The organism is Halorhodospira sp. 9621, assembly GCF_022228055.1.
GTDB classification, from domain to species: domain Bacteria; phylum Pseudomonadota; class Gammaproteobacteria; order Nitrococcales; family Halorhodospiraceae; genus Halorhodospira; species Halorhodospira halophila_A.
Window position 1 is genome coordinate 36,817 of the sequence record NZ_JAJNRD010000010.1, and the last position, 17,239, is coordinate 54,055.

Genomic DNA, 17,239 nt, shown 5'->3' on the forward strand with positions numbered 1-17,239 from the left:
GCGATCAGTGGCCGCGTTGCTCCAAAACCTGCTCTGCCGCCTCTTGCGTGTGCTTATATACAGCACCGGAGATTTGCGCACGGTGGTACTCCGTAAGCCCCCACATGACGATGCCGATTAGGAAAGTGGCGCCTCCGCCGACCACGGTGACCACCTTCCAACCACCGGTCCCGTAGCCCTTACGGAACGCTAGATCGTCTCGCAGCGCGTCGAGTTTCCCGCCCAGCGTCTCGCCCATCCGGTCTACCTTGGACTCGATACGGTCCTGGCCTCTCTCCAGTGTCGCCACCCGGCCCTCAACCTGCCCCAACTCGCGGTGCAGGTTGACGTACAGTTCCGTGTTGGTCTGATCCGGCTGACTCATCGGTCTTCAATCAGGCCCACGATCCGCGGCAACCAGTAACTGGCATGTTCTTCCCGCCAGGCGGTGTGCCCAGTCGTATCGTTCTCGCGCTCGGTGTCGATGCTGACCACGCGGAAGTCGGCAATCTGGGGCCCATATCGGCCCATCGCCCCCCAGTGGTGACGCCAGGCCCAACTGACCGGATTGACCCAGGCCCAGAGCCGCGCCATCTGCACTGCGAAATCGCGCCGGTTGTAAAGGACCGTGATGCTCCGGGCGCCGGGGCCGAACTCGGCGTACTTGGTGAGCGCTGGCTGGATCAGCAACATGCGGTCGCACTTCATCCCCGCCTCCAGGGCCTCCCAGCAGACCAAGGCGCCATTGGAGAATGCGACGACGTGATCCTCGGGGCCGATCTCGGTAGCCAGGTCGTGCCCAGCTCGACGAGAGCGCCGGCGCGTCGTCAGCGGGCCCACCCAGCCGTAGTCGTGGATCACGGCCTCGCAACCAGCAGCGATCAGTTCGGCGGTCAAGGCGTCCCAACCCGAAGCGTTCTTGTTGAACGCCCCGTGGACGAGGTGGACCACGGATCCGCGCTTACTCATCGCAGTTCACCCTGACGCTGTGCGGGGCCGCGGCGGCGTTAGCGCGCTGGCGAAGCGCCTGGCGGTCTTGCTCGCTGGTCGCCTGGCAGTAGTCATGCACCGCCTTGCCGACGCGCTCGGCGGCCCGGTCACCCCGCTCGGTGATGGCCGCGCAGCCAGCCATCACGGACACCATCAAGCCGATGACGGCGGCCATGACGAGAAGCAGCCGCCCGTGCCCGAGCCCCTGGTATCGTTCGATCATTCCTCCCACCCCGCCTGGATCAGTCGGTCCACGTATTCCTGGTTGACGTAGCGCCCATCGGTCGTGCGCGGGCTGCCGGCGTTGTAGGCCGCGGCAACGCCCGTCCAGCCGTGCTGATCCCCGAAGCGCCGGTACAGGCGCACCAGGTACTCGCACCCGTGTTCGAGGTTGGTCTCCGGATCACAGAGCGCGGAGAGGAAAGGCCCCCTGAACCCGATCTCGCGCGCGGTGGCGCCCATGATCTGCATAAGCCCCCAGGACGTGCGCTGCCCATACGACTCGGTGGGGCGCGAGACGCCGGGGGGCGCGTAGAATGGCCCGCCGCGGTGGGGCCCGTTGTGGCGCACATCCCACAGCCAGCGGTAGTTGGCCTCCATGCGCATAGCGTAGGGGTTGCCGGCGCTCTCGACCTCGATGATCGCGCGCAGCAGGCGCACAGGGATCCCGTACCGCTCCGAGAACCGGGCGGTAAGCTGGTCGATGTCGTGCATGTGGGGGGCACCGGGGGGCAGGAATAAAAAAACCCGGCGATCCGCGAGGAAGCCGGGCTTGCTTACACCAATGGCATGGTAGTTATCAAGACATAGTATTGTCAGACCTGCTGCGCGTCAATATCAGGCAGCCGACTATCGAGCACCGCAGCCACCCTTTTGAGTCCTACCGCCTCCCAATCGTCGATCTGGTCGTGCGCTGCCTGCACCACCCGCCGGTAGTTCGGCCAAGACTGTCGCGGGAACCCCACCTTGCGCGCGTAGTCCGCGGGGCGCAGGCGCGGGTTGCCGAGTCCGGTCCACCGCTTATCCCCCATCGCCGCGAGCATCAGCGACTCCAGGCGATCCGCTGCCACCTTGAGCCCGGGAATCCGCTCCCGCACGGCGAGGGTCAGCAGGTCGTGCAGCCGGAACACGCCCTCATCGGACACCCATTCCGCGGCCGGCTCAGCGTAGGCGATGTAGAGCCACAGCCGGGAGGGCTCAGGGCAGTCATCCACGGCCGCGAGCACCCGGCCACAGTCGATCCCATGGGCAACGGCCCCCGCCGTGCTGGTCGCAGGCGAGAAGTCGATCCGGCAGCGGTAGCGCATCTGATCGGATTCTGGCGTCTGCCACCCGTGGAGCGTTGCGATGGTGATGGCCAGCTTGGCGCTGTAGGTCCGTATCACGCCTCTCCCTCCCCCTCTACGGGCACAATCTGAACGCGGGTCCACCCCTTCTTCCTCGGTGCGAACGTCGGCTCGGCGGTGAGTCTCACGATGCACTGCGGGTCGTCGTCTTCGATGATCCCCAGGCCGTGCGGGTTGCGCTTTGTGGGGCGAACGAGGCAGTCGAGCAGCGGCTTGAGCCCGCCGTAGAGCCCGTCCCAATCCGGCAGCCGCTCGCTGTAGCGCTGGATGTGAACCTGGCAGCGTGCGACAGGCTGCGCCGGCGGCGTCACGGCTGCGCGCACCATCCAGGCCACGGCTTCGGTGTGCCGGCGCCGGTCGCGCCAGTGCATCCGCTGCCAGCGGTTGAGCAGGATCGTCGGCTCCGGCAACTCGAAGTCGATCATCCGTCACCCTCCGCGGCCCGGAACCCGCGGCAACGCCGCCCCCGGGCCGGACGCCTGAGCCCCTTCTTGCACTCGGTCACCAGCTCGCCCCATGCGCTGCCGAGGTCTCGGGCGTAGAGGCAGATTTCGCACTGGCGCTCGCGGATCTGCATGGCATGAACGGCCTGCTCGACGGAATCCAGCGCGTCTCGAGGTACATGACGCCGACTCATCAGAATCCCTCCTCATCGACGCGCGGCAGGGCGAATCCCTCGACGCGCAGCAGCCCCATTTGCAGCCAGATCGCCCGGGTCCGGGCCGCGGCCAGGATCCAGGCGCCGAAGATCGCACCCGGGCCCAGGTGATCCGGGCACGGCACCCGGCCGTCGAGCACGTCATGGCAGGCCGAGCAGCAGAACGCGCCTTCGAGGTCCGAGCCTTTGGTCGCCATGCCCCCGTTGCCCAGGGGCGGGTGGGCAAGCACCACGGTCTCGGGATCCCAAGAGCACACGCCGGGCAGCCGAAGCTGGCATTGCTGACCTCGGGCGGAGTCGCGGAGCCTCTTCGAGCGCACCGGCGGCGTTTTCTGGAGCATCACGCAAGTTCCCTCCCCGCCCAATCCGGCTCGGTCAGCCCCATGCCCAACCCCGTGAAGTGCTGGTAAACGTCATCGAGGTACTGACGCTTCTCAGGCACCGTCATCAAGCGGGTCACCGGAAAGTCGATGGGCACCTGCATCAGCAGCAGCTTCATTTCGTACTCAAGCGGGCGCACCACCCGGTCGTACTGCTCGCGGAAGTCCTCGTGAGCGGCCCTGAGAATCGGCACGCCGAAGTGCAGCTTGCAGAACGCCCGGTACTCCTCGGCGCTTTGATCCCCCTGCTCCTCGGCCTCGTTCATCCACAGCCGCTGCAGGCGGTTTTGGTTCAGTGAGCGTGGCGCCCCTTTGCTCAGACTGGCTGTGAAGGGCGGCTTGCGGCTCTGGATCAGGGCCATGAGCCGCCGGCGGTCGTTCTCGTCCCGGACTGCGATCTGCGTCATCGGACATCCCCCGTCAGCCGGGTCCGGGTGCGGTACCGGATCCAGTCGCGCACCGTGAAGTAGTGGTAGCCCAGGCGCTGGGCGATCTCGACGGTGCTAAGGCCCTGCTCGTGTAGAACCCTGGCCCGCTCAACGATCTCGTCAGTTGCCCGAGCCCGAGGGTGTCGCTCACCGTGAGACATCGGCATAGGGCTCACACCTTGTTCCAGGGGCGCATCGAGGCAGCCCACTCGGGGTTCGGGAACACGCCCATGAAGCGATACCCGCGGTCGTCGATGGTCACCAGCGCCGGCGGCTTGCACAGCGGCCAGCGCACTTGGCGGACCAACCAACGCCCAGCCATATGCGCCTCATCGCTCAACGACTCGCCGCCGAGCTGGTACCCGGCGTCGATCCAGGGCTTGCGGTTGGTGATCAGGAATGCCCCGGCGGCGTGCCGGCGCATCCACCGCTTCATCGCGCGCCGGCCCCCGAGCTTGTGGCTGCGCGAGGAGTGGATCGCCACCTGGTACCCCTCACCGAGCGCGTCGAGGATGAACTCAAACGCCCCGGGCACCGGACCATCCGGGATCACGCGACCCCCCTGCCAGCCGCTTTCATAGCTATGGATGACGCCATCGAAGTCCAGGCAGATGATCGGCTGCATGTCAGTCATCCCCCGTGCCCATCAGCCATACCAGCGCATCCATCACCCCGCGCACCGTGACCACGAATGCCACGACCACGGCCGGAATCATTGCCACCCACATAGCTGCTGTACTCATGCGACCTCCTTGTTCGCTCGCGCGAGGATCTTTCCGGCGCTCACCACCCAGCGAGCGCCGTACCCAAAATCCCGTTGTTCGCCGATCTCGCGGACACGCTCGCTACTGATCGGCGGGTAGACGGTGCAGACATCCGGCCAGGCGATCTGGACCAGGACGTAATGAACTCCGGGGCGCAGATGCTCGGCGTTGAGCTTGAGCATCGGGTCGGCCCCGGTGTAGGTCGTCGCCTTGACCTCCAACTGCCGCCCGTCGCGGGCGGTCAGGTCGGCGGCGTGCCCATCGCCCTGCGGGCGGACGGTCTGATCGACGCGGGCCCCGTAGACCCGGGCCGCAGCCAGTTCGGAGAGCACGCCGGCAAGATGCATCCCATAGGGACTAACCTTGGCCGCCTGGAATCCGACCGGACCGGCCTTGGTCGCCAGGCGTTGCGCGGCCAGCGTCGAGGCGAAAGCCACCTCGGCCGGGGTCAGGCGCACCGCGGTTGGCGCGATCACCGCGCACCGCGTGCGGCAGACTCCGCCGCCAGGGCGACGTAGCCCACGTCATCGAGATAATCGTCTTCGCGGTACTCGCCCTGGGCGCCGCGGACCTTCTTGAGCACCGACATGAACTCCCAGCCCTCGGTCTCGGCCATGTACCCCCGGGCAAGGATCCGCGCCCCGTAGATCGTCCAGAACGCATCGACGGCGGCGGCCATCGACCGCTCCCCGTTCTCCTGGTCCCGGCTCTTGCCGCGCTGATTCATCACCTCACCAGCCCGGGCCAGGTAGTCTGAGGCGGTATTCGTCATCGCCCCTTCCTCCCCTGCCAGCCCTCGCGTACCGAGCGCTCCAACGCCGCGGCGGCCGGCTCGCCGTAGATCGAACGGAACCGCTCCAGTGCCTTCCGACGCTGCTCCCGTGTTGGTGCGTGGAGAATCTGCGCCGCCTGCTCGCGCAACGGGGCCGCGCACGGCCCGATGACCTGCTCCCGGTACGTCGCCACCCGGGCCGCCCCGCCGGCGGTACCCCCGACCTCTCGCACCTCGACCCGGGTGCCGACCTCGTGCCCGTCCTGCTCGGCGTAGGTCATCCGCCCATCGAATGCCGCTTGGAGTTCGGCCAGAACCGGATCCTCGATCAGTGCCGAGAGAGCCTTGCGGTTGTGTTGCCGGATGTCCTCGATCACAACGCCACCTCCCGCAGCAAGCGCATCCACTTGGCCAGGAACCAGTCACCGCCCTGGCTCGACGGCCTCGGGAAGACCTGGTGGGGCTGGAACTCGCAGAGCAGCCAGACCCGCGGGGCGCGCAGCCGGATATGGGGCGCATCCGGGGCCTGGCAGATATGGAAGAACGGCCGGTGCGCGTAGCCGCGCTTGCGCCCGCCGTCCACCGCCTCCTGCCAATCGCCGAGCTGATAGCGATGGCTGCGGCAGAAGTAGAGCGGCGCGTAGCCGTCCCCCATCCGCCGCATCAGCTTGTAGCCAAGCTGGATCACTCCGCCTCAACCTCCCGACGCGCATGCAGCACGTCGTTCCAATCAGTGCCCGGCACGGGCGGGAAATGGACCTCGACATCGAAGCCCGTGAGAACCAGACGGTGCGCCAGGCCATAAGCCGCGGCGTGACCGGCGTAGTTGTGGTCGTGGTCGGCGTAGATCCGCACCGACCGCGTGCCGGCCGGCGGGGTCCAGGACTTCATCAGGGCGGTGTTGATGAGCGCCCACACCGGGACGCCGTGGAGCATCTTCGCGGCAATGGCCGACTCGATCCCCTCGGCAACACCGAGCACCGGCCCAGGTGGGTAGAGCGGGATCGACGCCCCGGCGAGCGAGCCGGACTTGCTCGGCAGGATCTTCCGCGGCTCCATGCCCGAGAGCTTCTGCCCGCCTTGCAAGTAGGTGACGTGGTAGGTCTCGAAGGCTCCGTCGCGTAGCACGGGCGCGCACATCGCCGGGTAGTGGCCGATCACTCGCTGATGCTCGTCGTAGTAAGCCAGGGAGCGGTGCCACCGCAGCCCAGGGGCCATTTCCAGCCCCCGGCTCTCCAGGTACCGACTGCGCCCGCTGTGCTCCACCTCCCGCTGCAACCGCTCGGCGCGGGTTGGCTTGCGCCGGGCCGGGATCGGCCCGGCGCCGATCACCTGTTCGATACGCTCCGCCGCGGCCTTGAAGTCGAGCCCCAGGCGACACATCACCAACTGCACCCCGTCTCGATCCCCGTTCGAGCAGTGGCAGAAGAAGCTGCCCGAGCCGTGATGATCGGAGAAGCGGTACTTCGGCTTATCGTCCGGGCGGCAGGGGCAGCGTTGGTGCTTGCGGCTCTCGATCCACTGCGGGCCCAGGATCTCGCTGATGATTCGCTCCCACTGCCCGCGGCAACGCTGGCGAAGGTCGCTCATACCGTCACCCCCGCCTGCTTGGCCTTGGCCTTGCCTTTGGCGAATGCGATCTGCCGGCTCTTGACCCAGGAGAGCATCGCCGGGCCCGGCTCACGCGGGGCGACGTTGCGCAGGCTCGGGTGGTTCGGCCAGGTGCCGAACTTTTCCTTGAACTTGTTGGCTGCCCAGCCGTCCTTGTAGCCGCGTTGTTGCGCCACCCCACGCAGTTCGGCGTAGAAGCGGGCTTGCTCGACCAGGCGATCCCCCTGGGCTTGCTGCTTTGTGCGCCCCTGCTCGTCGGTCTCGAGCAGATCACCCTCGACGAACGCGACCTCGCGGCGCTTGCGCGGCGGCTCCCACCCGCACGCAGGACAGTCTCGGCGGTGCTCGTAGACCAGCGAGCACTCGCCGCAGGTGATCGGCTCACTCTCCTTCTTGCGCCGGCTCACGACCCGATCCTGGACCCGCTCGGCGCCCGAGAGCGTCCACTCCACAGGGTCCGATACCCGCCCCAGGGTTCGGCGCACGCCGCCGTGGTCGATCACGATGGCGTCCTCCTTGCCCGGCGCGGGGCGCAGCACCCGGCCTACGGTCTGGTGGTAGCGCACGAGGCTTTTGGTCGGACGGGCGAGGACGACGCAGGAGAGCGCCGGGGCGTCGAAGCCGAAGGTGAGCACGTCCACGTTGACGACCAACTGGCTGGCGCCGCTGTAGACCCGCTCTGTGACCGCATCGCGCTCGGCGCGCTGCATCCCGCCGTGGATGTAGTCGGCCCGGACGCCGACATCACGGAAGCGGTCACGCAGGCTCAGGGCATGGGCCACCGAGTTGGCGAAGACGACCGTCTGCCGATCCGGGGCGATCCGTCCCCACTGCTCCACCACGTCACCGACCATCTTGGGCGTGTTCCACCGCTGCTCGATGCCGGCTGACTCGAAATCGCCGCGGGCCTGCTTGAGCCCGGACAGATCAGCCGGGGTCGGCTCGAAGTAGCGCGCCGGCACCAGGTAACCGTCTTCGGTGAGTTCCTGCACCGTGGCCGCTTGGATGATCTGCTCGTAGAGCATCCCCAACCCCCGGCCGTCACCGCGCGCCGGGGTGGCGGTCAACCCGAGGATGATGGCGTTCGAGTAGTGCTCGCGGAGAATCCGCAGGTAGGTCGGAGCGACGGACAGGTGCGCCTCATCGACGATCACCAGATCGGCGCCTGGGGCCCGGCCGATGCGCCCCTTGTCGAGCCAGGAGCGCAGCGTGTCCCAGGAGCAAATCTGCGCCGGCTCTTGCGGGCACCGCCTCTGACCGGCCATGACGATGCCGTGAGGCACCTGAGCCCGGCCGAACGTGGCGCTGGCCTGTCGGATCAGCTCGCGGCGCGGAGCGAAGAACGCCACACGGCGGCCCTTGGCAACAGCCCCCGCGGCAATGGCCGATGAGATCATCGTCTTGCCGGAACCCGTGGGGCTGCTCAGGATCAGCGCACGAGAGCCGGCACTGATGGCCCGGCGCAAGCGGTCGATGGCCTGGGCCTGGAAGGGACGGAGGCTGCTCACCATGGCACGTCCTCCTCCGAGGCGAAGCCCCCGCGCGCATCCTCTCCCCTATCTACTACCTCTATATCCCCCTTCCTATTGCCGGGGGAGTTCTTTTCTGTGTCTGAGTCTGTATCTGCCTCTGTATCTGGCCCGTTTCGGGAACGTTTCTGTAACGTTTCACCCGTTTCACTCGAAGCCTTCGCCCGCTTGTTTGCCCGGTGCGCCTGGACCCGGGCGGTGCTGTTGTCGCTCTTGTACTGGCGCTTGTGCCAGCCAAGGGGCTGCCAGTTCTGGTCAATCAGCCCGACCTCACGCAGCCGGCGGTTCAACTCACCCAACTCTCGGACCTGGAGCCCGAGCTTGACGGCCAGCTTGCGCTCCAGGAGTTCCGCGTCGGTGTTCTGGTCGAGGATTCCCTTGCCCTTGCAAGCCAGTAACGCGACGTAGTGCCAGCGATCCTCGAACGCGAGTAAGCGCAGCTTCTCGTCGTCCACGATCTCGGTGTAGAGGCGGAACCAGGGCAGGGATTGGTTGCTGTTCTTGTTCTTGGCCATCAGCGTTGCTCCCCGCTGCTGACGGCGGTTTTTACCGGGTTCGACTTCGCTGTCTGCACTAGGTGCTTGCCGATGCTGTCCGTGAGTGTCATGCTCAAATCCTCAACTTAAGGGTTGATCCAGAACCCCGGCTCATGGCCCGTCACAGCCGCCGGGGTTCTTTTTTTGCCCTACTCATTGCCCATTCACCGCTGGGCCACCCCTCCCTCCTTTGCTGCCTCGCTCCGGTGTGGTGATGTGAAAACATCCGGCCTGAGCTCCTCGGCGGTCACTGCCCCGCTGGTCAGGCGCTCGATCACCCGGCACCGCTCGGCGGAGACACGCCGTATCCCGTACATCCAGTGCTTGACGGCGCTAACGCTGACGCCGATTTCGCGCGCCAGGCGTGCGAGCGTCGTTCTCACTGGCTCGTCCTGCCCGTACACCCACGCTCGTAGATCCATACCCTAAAGGTACTCGCAGTAGCGCACCAAGGCAAGAACGGGGAGCAAATGTCACAGGCGCCAAGCGGGCGCAGACCAGTGGAAAGATCGAGCGGCTTGTCTAAACTTGAGGCGCAAGGGTACATTGAGTACACACACCCCTTGCACGGGCAATCCGCCCAAAAGAAGGGGGGAGGGAAGTGAAAAAATCCGCGCGCGATGAACTAACGAAAAGGTAAGAGCTGTGTCTGAAAACTCTTGGAGGGAGCGAGCACGCGAACGGATGCGTGAGCTGAACCTAACGACGGACGACCTCGCGGCTGCGCTAGGGGTTACCCGCTCGGCGGTCGGCCACGCACTCCGCGGACGCACCCGGATCAACACCGACCAACTGCTCACCCTCTCCACAACCCTGGAGTGCTCCCCGACTTGGCTGCTTATCGGCGACCAACATGGAGCGGAACTAGACCCGGGCATCACCCCCCTCTACCAGTGGGAGGTTGCCCGTCAACTAGGTAAAGGAATGAAGCCTGATAACGACAGCGTTGTGGACTGGTTGCCATCGCCGGATCCACACCGGACTTACATTGCCTTCAGCGTGCCTCACCTAATCTCGGTGGCCGATCACTTTGCCGAAGGAGACCGAATTTACATCGATGTCGACCTCGAACCCGAGCACATGCGGTTTGTACTTGCCCTGATTGACGGAGAACCGATGATTCGTCGCTACCTCAAAGAAGGGGGGCAAGCCTTCCTCGCGCCCACCAACCCGAACTGGCCTGCCCAGCCAACCCCGGCCGAGCAAGCCGAGATCATCGGCGTTATCACGCAGCGAATCCAAAAGCTTTAGCTCCCCTGCCCCCTCCGCAAGACCACCGAGCCTCGTGACTGCGACACCCTGACACATATACTTTTGTTCATTCAGCCCTGATGCCCGGCGCGCACCGCCGGGCTTTTTTTGTCTGTCTGTGTGACAAATAGTACTTGCAAGTGGTACCGCACCTGTCTACTCTTTGAGGTACAGAATGTAGCTCAGGAGCGTCCGTCATGTACCGCCTCCCCGGACACACCGACCCGATTGACCTTGCCGAGCGGGTCCATGCGCACCGCGAGGGACTGATCTGCGCCCGTGAGGACGCCATCGACCGCCGGGCCGCCGAGCACATCCAGGACGCCGAGAACGGGCGGCATGACCTGGAACTGATCGAGTACGCCTTCCAGCACGACCTGGAGCACCGGCTGTTCCGTGCCCTGCGCAAGTCCGCCCTGGCCGGGCATGAGCCGGCGCGTACCGCCTACTACGACCTGATGGACCGCTGGGCCCGCGAGCAGGTCGAGGACGAGGACCGCGAGCAATGAAAGACGCCATGGGGGCCGTGCTCGCTGTCACGGCGCTGATTCTTCTGATGGGCCTGGAAACCGCCCTGGGAGGGTGACATGGACGAGAAAACGGCCGACGAGGTTATCGACCGGATCTTCGCGGCGCGCATGGCCCTGGCCTGTGCCGAGTTGGACGAGTCGGCGCAGGTGTTGGCTTCGGTGATCGGGGGGCTGAAAGCGGACCTCGCCACGGTGGCGACAGCGCCCAACGCACAAGGTGCGCTTCTCAGCATCGCGCATCGCCTAGAAGCGCGCGCGGCAGGGCTGGAGGAAGGGCAATGAGCGCCCCGTTCACGGAGGGCGTCCGCGCTCGCCAGCGCGGTGAGGAGAGCAACCCGCCGGCCGAGCCCGAGGCGCGTGAGCAGTACGAGGCGGGCTACGTCGCCGCCGAGGACGTAGAGGAGCTAGGGCTGTGAAAGACACCCCTGCACAGACGATGACGCCATCCGTCCGCGCCGCGGTGATCCGGGAAGCGCGCCAGCGCACCCGCGAGTCCTTGCAGGTGGCCCTGGCGAGCCTGGATGAGCACGAGCGCGATGCACTGGCCGACGCCCTCGCAACGTGGATCACCGAGCGCACGTTTTGCGCCACACCCGGCGAGCGGGCGATCAACGGCATGGTCACCGACGCCCTGGAGCGCCGGGGGATCGACATTTGGGAAGGGCCGATTGGCCCGACTGTAGAGCGGGGCGACCCCGCTGAGGAGGAAGCGTGAGCGACAGCACTGCCATTGAGCACAACCGGGAGTCTGTGCCGGCACGCTCTGGGGCACCCGACAACGGGAGCCTGGTTCAGAACATCATCCGCGCGGCATCCGACCCGTCAACCGACGTGGAGAAGATGGAACGCCTCTGGTCGATGTACGAGCGGATCGAGGCGCGCAACGCCGAGGCCGAGTTCAACCGCGCGATGTCCCGCTGCCAACGCCAGATGGGGCGGGTCTCGGCTGACGCCAATAACCCGCAGACCCGTAGCCGCTACGCCACCTACGCGCGGATGGATGCCGCCCTGCGCCCGATCTACACCCAGGAGGGCTTCTCGCTGTCGTTCGATACCGAGGCGGTGCAGGACGGCTGGGTGCGCGTGCTCTGCTACGTCTCGCATGAGACCGGCCACACCCGCACCTACCGGGTGGACATGCCCTCGGACGGAATCGGTGCCAAGGGCAACGCCGTGATGACCCGCACCCACGCCAGCGGATCCGCGATGAGCTACGGGATGCGCTACCTGCTCAAGCTGATCTTCAACGTCGCCATCGGCGAGGACGACGACGACGGCAACGCCGCCGGCAACCCGCCCCGCCCTGTTGCCCAGGGCAGCCAGACCGTCACCGCCGAGCAGCTTGCCGCCATCGAGGGTGCGCTGCGTCGCTGCCCCGAGGGCACCCAGGGCCGTGTGCTCAAGAGCATGAAGGTCGAGCGCCTGGCCGACATCCCGGCCTCGACTGTGCCCACCGTACTCAAGCGACTGGAACTGACCGCGAAGCATCACAGCCAGGAGGCATCCCAATGATCGTCCACGACGTGGAACAGGGCACCCCCGAGTGGCACCGCGCCCGCGCTGGGGTCATTACCGCAAGCCGCTTCGCCTTGCTGCGCGAGCGGATGAAGACCGGGGCGAACAAGGGCGACTGGAAACAGGATGCACGCAAGTACGCGATGCGCCTGGCTATCGAGCGGATCACCGGCTGGCCGCTGGACGTGGACGAGTACCAGCCCTGGCAGGCCGAACGTGGTCACCGGCACGAGGAGGAGGCGCGGGAAACCCTGTCGCTGATCCTCGGCGCCGACATCGAGCAGGTCGGCTTCGTCACCACCGACTGCGGCCGCTTCGGATGCAGCCCCGACGGGCTGATCGGCTCGGACGGGGGCGCCGAGTTCAAGGCGTTCCTCGACCCGACCAAGATCATGGCCATGTGGCTGGACGACGACTTCTCCGAGGTCCGCGACCAGGTGCAGGGGTGCATGTGGATCTGCGAGCGCGACTGGTGGGCGATCTTCCCCTACCACCCTGGCCTGAGCCCGAAGCTCCACCGAGAGCACGCCGATCAGGAGTACATCGACGCCCTGATGGCCGACCTGATCGCTTTCGATTCCCTGGTGGAGTCCTACCGGACCCGCTTGGCGGATGACAACACCCCCGAGCCGCAGGGAACGGTCGCCCCGGAGAGTGAAGACGGAGAGAACGTCGTGGGCATCTTCGAGGGAGGCAGCGCGTGATGCAGCACGTTTTTCGGGTGGTGGATCTGGAGACCACCGGGGTGGACCCGGAGCGCGACGGGATCTGCGAGTTCGCCTCGGTCGATGTCCTGGTCGACACCACGACCGGGGCGACCGAAGTGATCGGCTACTGCCAACAGATCACCGACCCGGGGCAACCGATCCCCGCCTCGGCCAGCGCCATCCACCACCTCACCGATGACGACGTGGCCGGCGCCCCGTCCCCGCTGGACTGGCTGGAGCGAGCCGCCGAGCACCCGGGGCCGCTGGTCGCGCACAACGCCGACTTCGAGCAGGCGTTTTTCGAGCGCCACGGGATCAACAACGTCTCCTGGCTCTGCACCCAGCGCCTTGCCAAGCATCTGCTGCCGGGCCTGGAGAGCTACGCGAACCAATACCTGCGCTACCGCCTGGGCCTGTCTGCCCCGGGGGCGAAGGGGATGCCAGCGCACCGGGCCCTGGCTGATTGCCACGTCACCGCCGCGCTGCTCGGGAACCTTCTTTCCCGAGACCACGGCTGCCCGAGCTTAGGGGCCCTGATCGAGTACGCCACCCAGCCGGTGACGCTGGAGCGAATGATGTTCGGCAAGTACCGCGGCCGGCGCTGGGACGAGGTGCCGACCGACTACCTGCGCTGGATGCAGCGCCAGGAAAGCGGCTGGGACCAGGACACCGAATACACCCTGGAGCTGGAACTACAAAACCGCTGCGTCACGGTCTGAGGAGGCCGCGTCATGCAAAAGATGATCGAGATTCAGGCCCAGCCCGGGCTCATCCAGGTCAACTATGAGCAGCTTGAGGCCGCCCTGGCCGAGCGCCTAGAGCAGTACCGCCAGGTGGTCTCACCCGACGGGGTGAAGGCGGCCAAGGCCCAGGCCACCGAGATCAACGCGCTCAAGAAGACCCTGGCCGAGCGCCGGCGGAATGCGGCCGACGAGGCGCGGCAGCCGATCACCGAGTTCGAGCGCCAGATGAAGGCCCTCGAACAACGCTGCGAGGAGGCCCGGCAGGATCTACTCGAGCAGGTGCGCCAGTACGAGGACCAGACCCGCGAGCGGGCCCGCGCCCTGCTGGAGAGCCTGCGCGATGAACTCTGGCAGTCGGAGGGAGTGACCCCCGACTACCGCACCGCCGACTACGAGGATCCGATTCTCCTCTCCAGCGTTACCCCGAAAGGCGCGCTGACCAAGGCGGCACGGGAGAAGCTACACGAGCGGGTGCGCGAGGACCGCAACCGCGAGCAGATGGTCACCACCAGGCTCCTCGAACTGGAGGCCCGCAGCTACCGCGAGGGCCTGCATGCCCCGCTGACCCGGGAGCACGTCGAGCACGTCCTGACCGCCGCCGAGGACGAGTACGAGACCGCGCTGCGCAAGATCCTCGACCGCGAACTGGAGCGCCAAGAGCAGGCCGCCCGACGGCAACGCGAGCAGTGGGAGCGCGAGCAGGCACAACAGGCCCGGCGCGAGCGGGGCGCTGAACTGGAGCGCACCGTCCGCGACGAGGCCCGCGCCCATGAGGCCGCCCAGGCGGGTGAGTCCCCGCAGCCGACCAACCCCGCCCCCGAACCGCAGGCGCCCCCAGCGCCAACCGAGAACGGGAAGGTCCGCTACTCCGTGCTCGCCACCTTCTACATCGAGGTTTCGCCGCGGGTGAAGCGCGCTGCCATCGAGGCCGAGTGCCGCCGGGTCATGGAGCGCGCCGGCGTCACGACCCTACAAAGCGTCCAAGCGCTTCCCATCAACCAAGTCGAGGAATCGTTGACGTGAAGAAGCTGCTCATCGGTATGGCACTGGCGTTTGCGGTGACTGCCACCCAAGCCAGCGAGGACTGCGAAGCGGTCCACGAGTTCGCCTTCCAAGTGATGAAGGAGCGACAGGTCGGGCAGACGATCACCAGCGTCATCGGCCAACTGCCCCGAGCGGTCGATCCGTCGGTGTGGGGGCTGATGACGATGATCGTCTACGAAGCCTACGAAATGCCACGGAACCTGAGCCCGGACTACCAGCGCGCAGCCGCGACCGAGTTCGCAGCCAACTGGTATCTGCACTGTATCCGCGTAACCGAACCCGGCGCCCTGCCGGGGACGACCTACTAATCGAGGGACGAGCAATGGCAGAACGCGGCGTTAACAAGGCGATCCTGATCGGCCGATTGGGGCAAGCCCCGGAGGTGCGCCACACCGGCAGCGGCACCCCGGTCGCCCAGGCATCGCTGGCAACCAGCGAATCCTGGAAGGACAAACAGACCGGCGAAGAGCAGCAACGCACGGAATGGCACCGGCTGGTGTTCTGGCGCGGTCTCGCGGAAGTCGTCGGAAAGTACCTGAACAAAGGGGATCGGATCTACGTCGAGGGGAAACTCCAGACGCGCAAGTGGCAGGACCAGAACGGCCAGGACCGCTACACCACGGAGATCGTGGTCGATCAGATGCAGATGCTCAACACCCAGGGCCAAGGCAGCCAAGGTGGCGGCGGTGGGTATGCCCAGCGGCAACAGCAACCGCCCCAGCAGCCGGCGAACGGCGGCGGCGGCGCTCCCACCGACTTCGATGACGACATCCCGTTCATGCGGGTGGACTGGAGGGTGTTCTGATGCTCGCCCTCCACAGAAGCTGCTCAGTGCAGCACATCATCCTGGACCCGCGGCTGCGTGAGGATCGCTACCGCCTGCACCGGGCTACCGAGCAGGCGGCAGGGATCGACGTGCGTGCCTGCCTCGACGAGCCTCTGACCCTTCGCCCGGGGGCCAAGGAGCTGTTGCCGCTGGGCTTCGCGCTCAACATCGACGACCCCTGGGCGTGTTCTCTCCTCGTACCGCGCAGCGGCCTCGCCCATAAGCACGGTCTGGCGTTAAGCAACGCGGTCGGCGTGATCGACAGCGACTACCAGGGGCAGGTCTACGCATCCGTCTACCACACCGGGGCGCCGGAGAAGGAATACACCATCGAGCCGATGGAGCGGATCGCGCAACTGGTCTTCGTCCCGGTGTTCCGGGTCGATCTTGTGGAGGTCGCCGAGTTCGCGCCAACCGAGCGCGGCACCGGTGGTTTTGGCTCATCGGGTGCCGTATGAACCGGCGGCCCACTCGCACCCCGGACGAGGACCGGGCACTCCTGGAGCAATCACTGACCGATCAGGCCCGGGCGCTAACGCGCTCGCGCCTGGCGCGCAACGAGGCCGAGGGACGCCATGACTCCGACGATTGATCCTGGCCGCCACGGTTGCCACTCCGATCTGGCGCCGCGCAAGCGGCTGCCGGCCTGGAGTGTCACCACACGATGCGGCGCTTGTGCCGGCCGCGCGTTCATGGACGAGGAGCACATCCTTCGCCGCTGCGATGGTTGCTCCTACCGCTTCCACATTCCGCACGAGAGTGGGCGATGCCGCGCCCTGATGATTGCTCGTCCAGAGCAGGAGCCGAACCGATGACCGACACCGAGAGCACCAAGGTCGTGAGCGCGCACGACATCACCTACCTCGGGCTGCTGCACCGGGTGCTCCACCAGGGCGAAGACTCCTCGGACCGCACCGGCGTCGGGACACGCTCGATCTTCGGGGAGCAGCTTCGATTCGACCTAGCCGAAGGCTTCCCGCTGCTGACCACAAAGAGAGTGTGGTGGCGTGGGCTGCGCGAGGAACTGTTCTGGATGCTGCGCGGGCAGACCGACCTTCACGATCTGCCCGAGGACGTGCGCAAGCTGTGGTCGCCCTGGGCAAAGGCCGGAATGCTCGGGCCGATCTACGGCGAGCAGTGGCGCCACGCCCAGGGCTTCGATCAGATCCAGTACATCGAGAACATGATCCGCACGGAACCCCACTCCCGCCGGATTATCCTCTCGTCCTGGCGCCCGGAGGCGATTCACCTGATGGCCCTGCCGCCGTGCCATGTGCTGATGCACTTTCGCGTGCTCAGCGGCCGGCTGCACTTGCAGCTCTACCAGCGCAGTTGTGACTACTTCCTCGGCGGCGCTTTTAACCTCGGGGCCTACTCACTGCTGCTGTCGATGATGGCCAAGGTGACCGGGTATCCGGCGGGCGTATTCACCTGGACGCTCGGCGACGTGCATCTGTACCACAACCACTTCGCACAGGCCCGGCGGCAACTGACTGCCCTCGCCGCACCGGCCCCGCGCGTGGACCTGGAACCGGCCGCCTCGGTGATCGACTACGCCGAGGGCAGCGCGGCGGTAGAACTCCACAACTACACCCCGGCCGAGCGAATCCCGGCGCCGGTGGCGGTGTGA

33 protein-coding genes are annotated in these 17,239 nt (G+C 66.5%); 14 read left to right on the plus strand and 19 right to left on the minus strand.

Annotated elements, in window-relative coordinates; translation table 11 throughout:
* Positions 1 to 4: 4 nt before the first annotated feature.
* The 19 genes from LRF89_RS06625 to LRF89_RS06715 all read right to left on the minus strand — a co-directional run bounded on the left by LRF89_RS06625 (position 5) and on the right by LRF89_RS06715 (position 9,376).
* Entirely contained in the window at positions 5 to 364 is a 360-nt protein-coding gene (locus LRF89_RS06625) for a hypothetical protein (RefSeq protein ID WP_238636804.1), read from the minus strand.
* Positions 361 to 948, minus strand: a complete 588-nt coding sequence (locus tag LRF89_RS06630) for a hypothetical protein (protein WP_238636805.1) — start codon at positions 946 to 948, stop codon at positions 361 to 363. Before LRF89_RS06630 ends, LRF89_RS06625 begins: the two co-directional genes overlap by 4 nt.
* Complete coding sequence (locus LRF89_RS06635) at positions 941 to 1,192, minus strand: hypothetical protein (protein WP_238636806.1); 252 nt, start codon at positions 1,190 to 1,192, stop codon at positions 941 to 943. Before LRF89_RS06635 ends, LRF89_RS06630 begins: the two co-directional genes overlap by 8 nt.
* A complete protein-coding gene (locus tag LRF89_RS06640; protein ID WP_238636807.1) occupies positions 1,189 to 1,683 on the minus strand; it encodes a transglycosylase SLT domain-containing protein in 495 nt (164 codons plus the stop codon). Before LRF89_RS06640 ends, LRF89_RS06635 begins: the two co-directional genes overlap by 4 nt.
* A 101-nt stretch (positions 1,684 to 1,784) precedes the next feature.
* Positions 1,785 to 2,354 carry a hypothetical protein gene (locus LRF89_RS06645; protein WP_201169691.1) on the minus strand — a complete coding sequence of 190 codons (570 nt, stop codon included), beginning with the start codon at positions 2,352 to 2,354 and terminating at the stop codon, positions 1,785 to 1,787.
* A complete protein-coding gene (locus tag LRF89_RS06650; protein WP_201169692.1) occupies positions 2,351 to 2,740 on the minus strand; it encodes a hypothetical protein in 390 nt (129 codons plus the stop codon). The genes LRF89_RS06645 and LRF89_RS06650 overlap by 4 nt, the downstream gene beginning before the upstream one ends.
* Positions 2,737 to 2,952, minus strand: coding sequence for a hypothetical protein (locus LRF89_RS06655; RefSeq protein WP_201169693.1), 216 nt, complete (start codon positions 2,950 to 2,952; stop codon positions 2,737 to 2,739). The genes LRF89_RS06650 and LRF89_RS06655 overlap by 4 nt, the downstream gene beginning before the upstream one ends.
* Positions 2,952 to 3,314, minus strand: coding sequence for a nuclease domain-containing protein (locus LRF89_RS06660; protein ID WP_238634737.1), 363 nt, complete (start codon positions 3,312 to 3,314; stop codon positions 2,952 to 2,954). The genes LRF89_RS06655 and LRF89_RS06660 overlap by 1 nt, the downstream gene beginning before the upstream one ends.
* The gene (locus LRF89_RS06665; RefSeq protein ID WP_238634736.1) at positions 3,314 to 3,760 is read right to left on the minus strand and encodes a hypothetical protein; all 447 of its coding nucleotides are present in this window, start codon (positions 3,758 to 3,760) and stop codon (positions 3,314 to 3,316) included. Before LRF89_RS06665 ends, LRF89_RS06660 begins: the two co-directional genes overlap by 1 nt.
* Positions 3,757 to 3,948: a hypothetical protein gene (locus LRF89_RS06670; RefSeq protein ID WP_238634735.1), complete on the minus strand. Its 192-nt coding sequence runs from the start codon at positions 3,946 to 3,948 to the stop codon at positions 3,757 to 3,759. The genes LRF89_RS06665 and LRF89_RS06670 overlap by 4 nt, the downstream gene beginning before the upstream one ends.
* A gap of 5 nt (positions 3,949 to 3,953) precedes the next feature.
* Positions 3,954 to 4,406 carry a hypothetical protein gene (locus LRF89_RS06675; RefSeq protein WP_238636808.1) on the minus strand — a complete coding sequence of 151 codons (453 nt, stop codon included), beginning with the start codon at positions 4,404 to 4,406 and terminating at the stop codon, positions 3,954 to 3,956.
* A 114-nt stretch (positions 4,407 to 4,520) separates the two neighbouring features.
* Complete coding sequence (locus LRF89_RS06680; RefSeq protein WP_201169703.1) at positions 4,521 to 5,021, minus strand: hypothetical protein; 501 nt, start codon at positions 5,019 to 5,021, stop codon at positions 4,521 to 4,523.
* Entirely contained in the window at positions 5,018 to 5,317 is a 300-nt protein-coding gene (locus LRF89_RS06685) for a hypothetical protein (RefSeq protein WP_238634733.1), read from the minus strand. The genes LRF89_RS06680 and LRF89_RS06685 overlap by 4 nt, the downstream gene beginning before the upstream one ends.
* Positions 5,314 to 5,694 carry a hypothetical protein gene (locus tag LRF89_RS06690; protein WP_201169709.1) on the minus strand — a complete coding sequence of 127 codons (381 nt, stop codon included), beginning with the start codon at positions 5,692 to 5,694 and terminating at the stop codon, positions 5,314 to 5,316. Before LRF89_RS06690 ends, LRF89_RS06685 begins: the two co-directional genes overlap by 4 nt.
* Positions 5,691 to 6,005 carry a hypothetical protein gene (locus LRF89_RS06695; RefSeq protein WP_238634731.1) on the minus strand — a complete coding sequence of 105 codons (315 nt, stop codon included), beginning with the start codon at positions 6,003 to 6,005 and terminating at the stop codon, positions 5,691 to 5,693. The genes LRF89_RS06690 and LRF89_RS06695 overlap by 4 nt, the downstream gene beginning before the upstream one ends.
* Positions 6,002 to 6,907 (minus strand): toprim domain-containing protein, encoded by a 906-nt coding sequence (locus LRF89_RS06700; RefSeq protein WP_201169711.1) that lies wholly within the window; start codon positions 6,905 to 6,907, stop codon positions 6,002 to 6,004. Before LRF89_RS06700 ends, LRF89_RS06695 begins: the two co-directional genes overlap by 4 nt.
* The gene (locus LRF89_RS06705) at positions 6,904 to 8,439 is read right to left on the minus strand and encodes a DEAD/DEAH box helicase (RefSeq protein ID WP_238636809.1); all 1,536 of its coding nucleotides are present in this window, start codon (positions 8,437 to 8,439) and stop codon (positions 6,904 to 6,906) included. Before LRF89_RS06705 ends, LRF89_RS06700 begins: the two co-directional genes overlap by 4 nt.
* Positions 8,433 to 8,972 carry a hypothetical protein gene (locus LRF89_RS06710; protein WP_238636810.1) on the minus strand — a complete coding sequence of 180 codons (540 nt, stop codon included), beginning with the start codon at positions 8,970 to 8,972 and terminating at the stop codon, positions 8,433 to 8,435. Before LRF89_RS06710 ends, LRF89_RS06705 begins: the two co-directional genes overlap by 7 nt.
* A gap of 185 nt (positions 8,973 to 9,157) precedes the next feature.
* On the minus strand, positions 9,158 to 9,376 hold the full coding sequence (locus tag LRF89_RS06715; RefSeq protein WP_238634728.1) for a YdaS family helix-turn-helix protein: 219 nt from the start codon (positions 9,374 to 9,376) through the stop codon (positions 9,158 to 9,160).
* 301 nt (positions 9,377 to 9,677) lie between these two features.
* Here LRF89_RS06715 and LRF89_RS06720 point away from each other — a divergent pair, with 301 nt between their 5' ends.
* From LRF89_RS06720 to thyA, 14 genes are all read left to right on the plus strand, one after another.
* Positions 9,678 to 10,244 (plus strand): LexA family protein, encoded by a 567-nt coding sequence (locus LRF89_RS06720; RefSeq protein WP_238634727.1) that lies wholly within the window; start codon positions 9,678 to 9,680, stop codon positions 10,242 to 10,244.
* Between the two features lie 197 nt (positions 10,245 to 10,441).
* Complete coding sequence (locus LRF89_RS06725; protein ID WP_238636811.1) at positions 10,442 to 10,753, plus strand: hypothetical protein; 312 nt, start codon at positions 10,442 to 10,444, stop codon at positions 10,751 to 10,753.
* Between the two features lie 78 nt (positions 10,754 to 10,831).
* Positions 10,832 to 11,056 (plus strand): hypothetical protein, encoded by a 225-nt coding sequence (locus LRF89_RS06730; protein WP_238636812.1) that lies wholly within the window; start codon positions 10,832 to 10,834, stop codon positions 11,054 to 11,056.
* Entirely contained in the window at positions 11,053 to 11,190 is a 138-nt protein-coding gene (locus tag LRF89_RS06735) for a hypothetical protein (protein WP_238636813.1), read from the plus strand. Before LRF89_RS06730 ends, LRF89_RS06735 begins: the two co-directional genes overlap by 4 nt.
* Positions 11,187 to 11,489 carry a hypothetical protein gene (locus LRF89_RS06740; RefSeq protein WP_201169728.1) on the plus strand — a complete coding sequence of 101 codons (303 nt, stop codon included), beginning with the start codon at positions 11,187 to 11,189 and terminating at the stop codon, positions 11,487 to 11,489. Before LRF89_RS06735 ends, LRF89_RS06740 begins: the two co-directional genes overlap by 4 nt.
* Positions 11,486 to 12,286: an ERF family protein gene (locus tag LRF89_RS06745; RefSeq protein ID WP_238636814.1), complete on the plus strand. Its 801-nt coding sequence runs from the start codon at positions 11,486 to 11,488 to the stop codon at positions 12,284 to 12,286. The genes LRF89_RS06740 and LRF89_RS06745 overlap by 4 nt, the downstream gene beginning before the upstream one ends.
* On the plus strand, positions 12,283 to 12,993 hold the full coding sequence (locus LRF89_RS06750) for a YqaJ viral recombinase family protein (protein ID WP_238636815.1): 711 nt from the start codon (positions 12,283 to 12,285) through the stop codon (positions 12,991 to 12,993). Before LRF89_RS06745 ends, LRF89_RS06750 begins: the two co-directional genes overlap by 4 nt.
* The gene (locus LRF89_RS06755) at positions 12,993 to 13,715 is read left to right on the plus strand and encodes a putative quorum-sensing-regulated virulence factor (protein ID WP_238636826.1); all 723 of its coding nucleotides are present in this window, start codon (positions 12,993 to 12,995) and stop codon (positions 13,713 to 13,715) included. The genes LRF89_RS06750 and LRF89_RS06755 overlap by 1 nt, the downstream gene beginning before the upstream one ends.
* Before the next feature lie 12 nt (positions 13,716 to 13,727).
* Positions 13,728 to 14,762: a DUF1351 domain-containing protein gene (locus LRF89_RS06760; RefSeq protein ID WP_238636816.1), complete on the plus strand. Its 1,035-nt coding sequence runs from the start codon at positions 13,728 to 13,730 to the stop codon at positions 14,760 to 14,762.
* A complete protein-coding gene (locus tag LRF89_RS06765) occupies positions 14,759 to 15,091 on the plus strand; it encodes a hypothetical protein (protein WP_201169739.1) in 333 nt (110 codons plus the stop codon). Before LRF89_RS06760 ends, LRF89_RS06765 begins: the two co-directional genes overlap by 4 nt.
* A 14-nt stretch (positions 15,092 to 15,105) precedes the next feature.
* Positions 15,106 to 15,588 carry a single-stranded DNA-binding protein gene (gene ssb / locus LRF89_RS06770; RefSeq protein WP_238636817.1) on the plus strand — a complete coding sequence of 161 codons (483 nt, stop codon included), beginning with the start codon at positions 15,106 to 15,108 and terminating at the stop codon, positions 15,586 to 15,588.
* Positions 15,589 to 15,614: 26 nt separating this feature from the next.
* Positions 15,615 to 16,067 carry a dUTP diphosphatase gene (gene dut / locus LRF89_RS06775; protein WP_338018513.1) on the plus strand — a complete coding sequence of 151 codons (453 nt, stop codon included), beginning with the start codon at positions 15,615 to 15,617 and terminating at the stop codon, positions 16,065 to 16,067.
* On the plus strand, positions 16,064 to 16,201 hold the full coding sequence (locus LRF89_RS06780; protein ID WP_238636819.1) for a hypothetical protein: 138 nt from the start codon (positions 16,064 to 16,066) through the stop codon (positions 16,199 to 16,201). The genes dut and LRF89_RS06780 overlap by 4 nt, the downstream gene beginning before the upstream one ends.
* 219 nt (positions 16,202 to 16,420) lie before the next feature.
* Positions 16,421 to 17,239 (plus strand): thymidylate synthase, encoded by an 819-nt coding sequence (gene thyA / locus LRF89_RS06785; protein WP_238636820.1) that lies wholly within the window; start codon positions 16,421 to 16,423, stop codon positions 17,237 to 17,239.

Coding starts and splice junctions, on each gene's coding strand:
- LRF89_RS06625 (WP_238636804.1), bottom strand. CDS start 364: ATGAGTCAGCCGGATCAGACCAACACGGAACTGTACGTCAACCTGCAC.
- LRF89_RS06630 (WP_238636805.1), bottom strand. CDS start 948: ATGAGTAAGCGCGGATCCGTGGTCCACCTCGTCCACGGGGCGTTCAAC.
- LRF89_RS06635 (WP_238636806.1), bottom strand. CDS start 1,192: ATGATCGAACGATACCAGGGGCTCGGGCACGGGCGGCTGCTTCTCGTC.
- LRF89_RS06640 (WP_238636807.1), bottom strand. CDS start 1,683: ATGCACGACATCGACCAGCTTACCGCCCGGTTCTCGGAGCGGTACGGG.
- LRF89_RS06650 (WP_201169692.1), bottom strand. CDS start 2,740: ATGATCGACTTCGAGTTGCCGGAGCCGACGATCCTGCTCAACCGCTGG.
- LRF89_RS06655 (WP_201169693.1), bottom strand. CDS start 2,952: ATGAGTCGGCGTCATGTACCTCGAGACGCGCTGGATTCCGTCGAGCAG.
- LRF89_RS06660 (WP_238634737.1), bottom strand. CDS start 3,314: ATGCTCCAGAAAACGCCGCCGGTGCGCTCGAAGAGGCTCCGCGACTCC.
- LRF89_RS06665 (WP_238634736.1), bottom strand. CDS start 3,760: ATGACGCAGATCGCAGTCCGGGACGAGAACGACCGCCGGCGGCTCATG.
- LRF89_RS06670 (WP_238634735.1), bottom strand. CDS start 3,948: ATGCCGATGTCTCACGGTGAGCGACACCCTCGGGCTCGGGCAACTGAC.
- LRF89_RS06675 (WP_238636808.1), bottom strand. CDS start 4,406: ATGCAGCCGATCATCTGCCTGGACTTCGATGGCGTCATCCATAGCTAT.
- LRF89_RS06685 (WP_238634733.1), bottom strand. CDS start 5,317: ATGACGAATACCGCCTCAGACTACCTGGCCCGGGCTGGTGAGGTGATG.
- LRF89_RS06700 (WP_201169711.1), bottom strand. CDS start 6,907: ATGAGCGACCTTCGCCAGCGTTGCCGCGGGCAGTGGGAGCGAATCATC.
- LRF89_RS06705 (WP_238636809.1), bottom strand. CDS start 8,439: ATGGTGAGCAGCCTCCGTCCCTTCCAGGCCCAGGCCATCGACCGCTTG.
- LRF89_RS06710 (WP_238636810.1), bottom strand. CDS start 8,972: ATGGCCAAGAACAAGAACAGCAACCAATCCCTGCCCTGGTTCCGCCTC.
- LRF89_RS06720 (WP_238634727.1), top strand. CDS start 9,678: ATGCGTGAGCTGAACCTAACGACGGACGACCTCGCGGCTGCGCTAGGG.
- LRF89_RS06725 (WP_238636811.1), top strand. CDS start 10,442: ATGTACCGCCTCCCCGGACACACCGACCCGATTGACCTTGCCGAGCGG.
- LRF89_RS06730 (WP_238636812.1), top strand. CDS start 10,832: ATGGACGAGAAAACGGCCGACGAGGTTATCGACCGGATCTTCGCGGCG.
- LRF89_RS06735 (WP_238636813.1), top strand. CDS start 11,053: ATGAGCGCCCCGTTCACGGAGGGCGTCCGCGCTCGCCAGCGCGGTGAG.
- LRF89_RS06750 (WP_238636815.1), top strand. CDS start 12,283: ATGATCGTCCACGACGTGGAACAGGGCACCCCCGAGTGGCACCGCGCC.
- LRF89_RS06755 (WP_238636826.1), top strand. CDS start 12,993: ATGCAGCACGTTTTTCGGGTGGTGGATCTGGAGACCACCGGGGTGGAC.
- LRF89_RS06760 (WP_238636816.1), top strand. CDS start 13,728: ATGCAAAAGATGATCGAGATTCAGGCCCAGCCCGGGCTCATCCAGGTC.
- ssb (WP_238636817.1), top strand. CDS start 15,106: ATGGCAGAACGCGGCGTTAACAAGGCGATCCTGATCGGCCGATTGGGG.
- LRF89_RS06780 (WP_238636819.1), top strand. CDS start 16,064: ATGAACCGGCGGCCCACTCGCACCCCGGACGAGGACCGGGCACTCCTG.
- thyA (WP_238636820.1), top strand. CDS start 16,421: ATGACCGACACCGAGAGCACCAAGGTCGTGAGCGCGCACGACATCACC.